This is a genomic window from Bradyrhizobium sp. Unk1 (genome assembly GCF_059512345.1).
Map to the genome: position 1 here is coordinate 80,870 of NZ_JCAMOP010000039.1, position 7,183 is coordinate 88,052.

5 protein-coding genes and 3 pseudogenes are annotated in these 7,183 nt (G+C 59.0%); 2 read left to right on the forward strand and 6 right to left on the reverse strand.

Annotation, left to right across the window (positions count from 1 at the left end; translation table 11 throughout):
* Positions 1-19: 19 nt before the first annotated feature.
* The 5 genes and pseudogenes from AC5ZFO_RS36605 to AC5ZFO_RS36625 form a co-directional block, all read right to left on the reverse strand.
* A complete protein-coding gene (locus tag AC5ZFO_RS36605) occupies positions 20-841 on the reverse strand; it encodes a methane monooxygenase/ammonia monooxygenase subunit A (RefSeq protein WP_496123348.1) in 822 nt (273 codons plus the stop codon).
* Between the two features lie 154 nt (positions 842-995).
* Positions 996-1,772, reverse strand: coding sequence for a bacterial ammonia monooxygenase, subunit AmoC (gene amoC / locus AC5ZFO_RS36610; protein WP_496123349.1), 777 nt, complete (start codon positions 1,770-1,772; stop codon positions 996-998).
* A 28-nt stretch (positions 1,773-1,800) separates the two neighbouring features.
* Positions 1,801-2,058 carry a hypothetical protein gene (locus AC5ZFO_RS36615; protein ID WP_496123350.1) on the reverse strand — a complete coding sequence of 86 codons (258 nt, stop codon included), beginning with the start codon at positions 2,056-2,058 and terminating at the stop codon, positions 1,801-1,803.
* Positions 2,059-3,380: 1,322 nt separating this feature from the next.
* Positions 3,381-3,497 (reverse strand): annotated as a pseudogene (locus tag AC5ZFO_RS36620) (type 2 isopentenyl-diphosphate Delta-isomerase); the annotation flags it as partial.
* A gap of 19 nt (positions 3,498-3,516) precedes the next feature.
* A pseudogene (locus AC5ZFO_RS36625) lies at positions 3,517-3,686 on the reverse strand (terpene synthase family protein); the annotation flags it as partial.
* Here AC5ZFO_RS36625 and AC5ZFO_RS36630 point away from each other — a divergent pair.
* Both AC5ZFO_RS36630 and AC5ZFO_RS36635 read left to right on the forward strand, forming a co-directional pair.
* A pseudogene (locus AC5ZFO_RS36630) lies at positions 3,662-3,901 on the forward strand (IS21 family transposase); the annotation flags it as partial. The pseudogenes AC5ZFO_RS36625 and AC5ZFO_RS36630 overlap by 25 nt on opposite strands.
* Before the next feature lie 168 nt (positions 3,902-4,069).
* Positions 4,070-4,912: a YopT-type cysteine protease domain-containing protein gene (locus tag AC5ZFO_RS36635; protein ID WP_496123351.1), complete on the forward strand. Its 843-nt coding sequence runs from the start codon at positions 4,070-4,072 to the stop codon at positions 4,910-4,912.
* A gap of 1,743 nt (positions 4,913-6,655) precedes the next feature.
* On the opposite strand, the gene AC5ZFO_RS36640 is transcribed toward AC5ZFO_RS36635, so the two are convergent.
* Positions 6,656-7,183 (reverse strand): TCP-1/cpn60 chaperonin family protein (locus tag AC5ZFO_RS36640; protein ID WP_496123352.1); only part of this gene is annotated, 528 nt, incomplete at its 5' end.

Below are 7,183 nucleotides of genomic sequence, written 5' to 3' on the forward strand. Positions count from 1 at the left end.
GTTCCCTGTGCTTATTCGCTTAGGACGCTGGCCTGCTTTTCATACCCATGAAGGATTTGACGACATCGCCGTTCTTGAGGAACGTCGTCTGGGACGCAAAACGCCCAAGCTGCCACCAAAGTTGGTGCATGAATATGCAGATGAAGCCCGCGAACGCCGCCGACACCCAACTAACCGAGCTACCGAAAGTCCGGAGCGTACCGCGCTCGATGATACGCAGATACTCAGGCATGTTCGAACGCGGAAATGTGTAACCGATCATGTCGGCCAACGATGCGACCATTCCTTGGTGCTCGACTGGGAGATAGAACGGAGCCAAAGCGGAATAATTCGATGGCCAGAACACGAATCCGAACGCAAAGCCCGCGAAGATGGATGTGAACAGGCTATTGCGAAGGACGATTAAGGCCATATCCATCAACAATGCGCCCGCGATCACCTGTGACGGTACGCCTTCCGTGAACGGGAAGCCTGTCCATATCCACCAATTCGCGTAACGTCCGAGCCACGTGGTGATCAGCAGCACTGTCGCGCCCACCGTCGCGCCGATGGGCAAACGGAAGTTGACCCAGAAGATCGCCTGCAGAGCAGCAGGAAACATGATCATGGAGATGGGCGCGACAAGGGGCCAATATTGCCGGTCTTTCCAGTCGACATACATATCCCAATCACCGACCGTGAGCATCACGTGCAGATGGAATGCTCCCGCAAAGAGGGGCACCACCGCCGCCACGACCAAGAAGTCGAATATGCGCGAGTATCTTGCCGCCGCGGGGGTTAGACCGGAGACAGAAATGACCGTCTCACCCTTGGGGCCAGCTTTCCTTTTCGGAATCGCCACTGCATCTATGTCGGTAATTTGAGGTGACTCCTCTCCCTAGGGTTTACCTGCTCTTTCCGGACTGGGATCACTGTCCGGAAAGGCTGTTGGCTTGTATTGTTGTCGCACGGCTTCCCGCACCGCGATTTTCGAACGTGTAGCAGACGTGCGTTCGTCACGCGCTCGCTGCATCCTGCTTGAATACTATCGGAACGAGTTCTCTAAACCGTCCGACGATCTGCATCAGGACGCCCGCCAGCGAGAGTGCGCACCATCCGAGAACCACGAAACCCCAATGCAACGGGTGGGAGAAGATTTCCTCGGTGAGCCAGTAAGCGTGCCCCCATTCGTTGAAACCGAGATTCGGCAAAATGAGGAAAGGCCCCACTACGGCGAAGGCATGCATGAGCGAGATCCCCCTGCAGAAGGCCGGAATGCGGGTCATTGCGTAAACAAAGCTGCCTACGCCAAAGAAGAGATAGATTGGAATGGTCGCATAGAACAGAATTATATGACTGGGAGTAAACGGCGTGTCTCTGAGGGTCGTCTGATGCCAGACTCCATCTCCATCGGCGAAGAAGCTGCCCGTCCAGAAGATGCAGAAGCTGTACACGACGAGCCACATGGTCAGATAAAAGTACCTGCGCAATTCGACCTCGGGCGTGATGGCCTCAATGTTCTTGTCACGCGTCAGGAAGAGATAGGTCCAGCAGAGCGCGCCCGCGCCATACAAGACCGGTAATTCGATCTTGAAGAGCGTCATCCAGTATTCGCCAAATTCTGGTGAACTCGCATCGAGCCCCATGGAGAAACCAAAAGCCTGCTGATACAGCCGCGCGCAGATGTAGAGGATCGTCAGCGCAACGATCGCGAACGCGAACAATCCGTAGTTTATGCTAAAGGTCTTGGTGCCCGTGACATTCGGTGTGCGATCTAACGCAGCGTCAGACATTATTCCCCCTCAATTTTGTCCCAGTACCTCAATACTGAGGTTTTGTTTGATTGGTTTTGGATTCCAAGACGGGTAGCTGCTCAGGAGAGACCAGCACTTCGATGCTGTGCGGCCATCCGGGCCCGCGCCTGATGAAGCCGCGCGTTCGGGCGGCAACACCATTTTGGTGGACGAAGTTGCCAAGCCGTCGCACCAATGCACCGACGTTGAAGCATTTTTCTGGATACCTGGCCGACATTGAGTGCATATCCCAGTCGGCATCAGTGCGCTCTCCAGGAATATTCATCCTACCGTGCGGACGCGCCGAGGATGCTCGCCTTAACGATTCGGAGTTGCCTTCGAAGTCGAACAGTGGACCCGCGCCCAAAACAAAGGCACGCCTGTCGTGGAACGTCGCTCGACCGTGAGGCCGGCCGCGTGAGCTGCATCGAAATAGGGACTGCTCTTATTGAGCACGTAAGCGGTGTTCCGAAAATGGCCGGCCGGTCGATCACCATTCGGGAGCGGGCTCCGCTGTTGCATATCCATTCCATCTGCCAAGCAGCGCCCCGACCGCTTTAGAGAGCGTGAAAACAAGCGGACGACCTCGGACCGAACTGGAGGCTCTGCACAGCATCCACGGAGTTCGATCGGCCCCCTCGCTCAAGCCTACTTAACACCGGCTCCGTGGCTTGGGCAGCTACCAAGTCAGGTAGTTGCAGAGCACACCAGAGTATGTTCCATTCGCTTGATGGTAGCGGTTGGATCCATCCTCAGTAGCTCCCTTGGTGGTCGGTAGTGTTCGGCCTTTCCTAGATGCTCATCTGCCCTCATGACGAGATAATGCGCGGGAAGGAGTAGGTGTTCATGAGCTAGGGCCAACCCACAATCAAAGTGGCTCACTGGGATGCGCCGGCCGGTTATCGCGAATAGAAACATTAGTTCGCTGTCCGATGCCTATCATGGCGGAATTCGTTCGGGAACTCGTTCACCATCGTTGATGTGACGGCGGACGGCTCAAAAGCTCAAGTTTAGATTGCGCCGATCTGGCAAAGCAGTTCGCGTACGCGCCGCCGGTCAGTATAGGAAAGAACCCGTCCTTCCTGACGCGCGAGTACGAGACCGACGCCAAGAACGTGGCCCGAGCGCGGGCCGCCTGGCGGGAGCCAGGCTGGCCAGTTTGATCGAGACCGCTTTGAAGTAGGCCTTTTTTGCCGGCAACCGGCAAGATCATGATTTGGAAGTTCACACAATGAAAAGATTATTCACGCAACATCGCTGCTAACCTTCCCACCTTCGCAGGGGTGCTCTCGTCCAATTGACGCCGACCACGGGGGCGCCCGTCTTGATCGACGCCAGGAAGATCACGGCCGTCGTCGCCCTGTCGACCGGCGAACTTCGCGTCGACGCCGAGACCCCGTCCGACGCCGATTGACAGCCAATCCGCCGGTGGCGGTTTGTCCGCACTCGCTGCGGCCCCGATCTGGAAATCATCATGAGGCGCTCGCGACCTCAGATGGAAGATGACGCCAGCCACGACATCAACCCACTCGCGCCGACGCCGCCAACGATTATCCAAACCCATTAAGCGATTATGCCGCCATCGGCGCTGGTTCCGTCGCCGACCGGCACGATGTCCAGATGGTCGTCCTTGCGCCGGCTCAGGGCGGCGTCGCTCATGCTCGCTTCATCCGTCGCATCGGGCTGCGGCGTTGCATCGGATCGGACCGACGGCAGCGCGCGCACGCCGCTGCCTCCCGCGCGTTCAGCCCGGCGCACGCTGGCCTCCCCCGCAGCGTCGCTGCGGCAGCGCCTGGTCGAGGTCTGGTAGTACTGCGCGCGGATGGCCGCCATGGCCTCGATCAACGGCCCCCCCCCCGGCGCGGGAAAGCGTTTTTCCGCCATCACCCGGTGCAGCATGCGCGTATGAGGCGCTCGATCACCGGCTCTGTCACTTCCGGCTGGCGTTGTCCAGCTTCGAGCACGCCCATGTCGTGCTCGGCGGCGAAAGCTTCGTCGCTCTGGCCGAGGGCTTGCAGAACGCCCTGTGGGCGCTCGGCGGCGTGTCGCGAGGGCATCGCAGCGATAGCCTGTCAATGTCGTTCCGGAATCCGGCAGCCGACGCGCGGGAGGATCCGACACAGCGCTACGCGGCGCCGCATCAGACATTATCAGAAGTCCGACAAAGGAACGCTTTCTAAGCTGGACAACAGCTGCCCGTCAGCTCGCCATCAGCTTGTCTGGGTATCCTCGCAGCAGGGCCTAAGCAGCCCGAATTGATGCGTAGAGACTAGCGCAGCACAGAAAGGTGAATCGTCATGTATGATCGAATCAGTGGCTCATCCACATGCATTAGACAAGCTGACGAACCGAGTCAGTCGGTGAATAGCGGCAGCTTTACGGAAACACTTGCAAATCTCGCGCCTCAGTGGAACTCACAACCGGGGGAGTTGCCTGACAAGATGGGGGCCTGCTGCAGCAAGCCACATACCTCAGATGCAAACGTTCAAACTTCTAGCGCCTCCGACCCCAGTACATCCTCTCCAGAGAGTCCGGCCACCTCCTTGTTTGAATACAGAACGGCCGACCTGCGTGATGCGAATGTGGACGGCATCTGCGTTGGGCTGACTGCGGAGTGGTTCCGCAATCTTAACAACAGCCCATCAACCCGCATGAGTGCGCTCACACCCGGATCGCAAACGCACGCCTCAGCGGCTGAACGGCAGCAGCAATATCAAAATCTCAAGGATCAGTTGCGGAGCAGGGGAGCAGGATCTTCTCAGGCCGACCTTCAGGCACAAAATACCATTTTGGAGGACGCAGGCTTGGAACCGGCTGGAGAAGAGAAGAGATTCGCATTCGGCAAGTCTTCGAACGTCAAGCGCATGGTGAACGAAATCAACGAAGATGGATCGAACCATTTGCTCAGCTTGTATTTCGCCGAAGGCGGCGCACACACAGTGGCGACGTCGGCCTCGAATGGAAGGACCACGCTTTTCGACCCTAACTATGGAGAATTTACTGTTCGATCAGATTCGGACCAGATGCTTCATTGTTACAAAGCCTCGCCAATCGTTACAGGAATCCCAACGGGCAGCATTTATCGACAATCACGACGCAAAGGATGCAGTGAGTTGGGCCTTCAGGCCGGTGGTGATTGACGCCTTCTGTCAAGGCGCGGATGCGTCGGCCGGCGGTCGCGGCGTCGGGGGCCAAATCTGCGGCGGATAGCCGGCTGCGTGCCGGCTGGCGAGTGTGCCGGCATCGAAAGCGGGGGCGCCGGTCCCCCGCTATCCATGACGGCCGGCACAAATTGCAGTTCTGTTTCGGAATGACCGCCTGCGGTTTCTCTCAACTGACGTCGCCATTGCTGCGGCGACAATCCATGCCGTCCGCTATCAAACCGCGCGCTTGATCCAGACCGACTGTGCGCAGGGTATGACTTTCCACGACATCAGCTTTCGTTCGAAGCACGTAAAACCGACGCATCGATAATGGTTCAGCCAGGATGTGCCCCTCACAAGCGGCCGGGGATCGGGCAGGCTCCGCGTTTGCCATGCGATCTGGATCGTCGAGCGGAAGAACTCAGCATCGCGCTCCCTGGGCGTTAAGCGAAAGTCGTCGGCCAGTTTCCATGATCGGGTCGCCGGCTCGGAGATTTCCGCGTTTACTACTCGCGCCGGTCCGGACCAGATTAAACGACGGCATGTCGCGGCCCATCGCGAAAGGCTCGACGGCGTTGTTGATCTAATTGGAGTCCAGGGTCCGCAAGTCCACGCAAAATGCCTTCTATGGGATACCGATGATGCGGTCGTGAGCAGCATGAACTGGGGTTCTCAAACCGGCTCGTCCGATGATCCTCTCGACGAGCTTGGATTGCATCTGGAAGGGCCCAGTCTCGCCACGTGCCTTTTGGAAAAATTCGAGGATCAGCTCGAGGACTGATCAGTGCCGCGCAACTTTGTGCACACCAGACCCGGTCTTCGTATGCAATGTTCGCTTTTGGACCATTATCGAGCTCCACGGCTCGCTTTGAGTGAGCTTCGGGATAGCTCCGACAGTGTCGCGGCGACCTATGTATCGGAGCAATGGAGCGCTCACAAACCGACGTGGTCGACGGCCAGCAGCGCCTTACGACCATAACGATCCTCCTTTACGTCCTCCGGGACCTGGCGGACGCGAAAATCGGGCAGGCGATCCATAACTACATCTGCCAGACCGGCGACCCGCGATTTCCGCCGGGTTGAGGAGGCCAGGCACCATGGTGGCGCCGACCTTGTTGGTGCAGCAGATGAACCGCTCACGGGCTTCATGCGCCACCTTCCGCAGCAACCGCTCGTGATCGTCGGCAAGAAGGACGGTCAAGGCCAGCCGCGGCAGCGGCGCGTGCCTCCTTCGGGTCTCCCAGCAGCGCCAGCGCAGGGCATCTACGTCGGCCGCCATTGCGGTATTGGTAGCGCGGGCATATGACGCTGCTCGGTGACGCCGCCCACCCGATGTGCCGCATTTCGGGCAAGGGGCCGGGCAAGCCATCGAGGATGGCTTCGCGCTTGCCGTTCTGCTGGAGCACGCCAAGCGCGACAACTTACACGCGGCTGATCCGCTCTAATCTCAGCTCCTGATAAGCCTTCAGACGCGCTGGGATAGAAGGCCGCTTTGGCACTTTTGTAGGAAGAACCTCAAGGACCGAATTTTGCTGAGACGTTCTGAACGTACGCTTCTGGCCATTCGCGACATGCTGCTGTTGCCGTGATCGGCAAATCTACACCGGCTTTTTCAACTTCCGTATGAAGTTGGGGCTTGGGCTAAGCGCACCGGAAAACAAGGGGACATAATACGGCGTCAAAGAAAAACCCCGGCATTGGTGCCGGGGTTCTGTAATTCTCGTTTTCTTCGCGGCTGGATCAGAAGTCCATGCCTCCCATGCCGCCGCCCGGAGGCATGGCCGGGCCGGCTGCGGCCTTCTTCGGCAGCTCGGCGACCATCGCTTCCGTGGTGATCAAGAGCGCCGCCACGGAGGAGGCATTCTGGATAGCGGTGCGCACGACCTTGGTCGGGTCGATGATGCCCTTGGAGACGAGGTTGCCGTACTCGCCGGTCTGCGAGTCGAAGCCGTAGGCGTACTGATCCTTCTCGAGGATCTTGCCGACGATGACCGAACCGTCTTCACCGGCGTTGATCGCGATCTGGCGGGCCGGCCAGGACAGCGCCTTGCGCACGATCTCGACGCCGGTCTTCTGGTCGTCGTTCTTGGTGCGCAGGCCCTTGAGCTGCTCGGAGGCACGGAGCAGGGCGACGCCGCCGCCCGGCAGGATGCCTTCCTCGACCGCCGCGCGGGTCGCATGCATCGCGTCATCAACGCGATCCTTGCGCTCCTTCACCTCGACCTCGGTCGCGCCGCCGACGCGGATCACCGCGACGCCGCCCGCGAG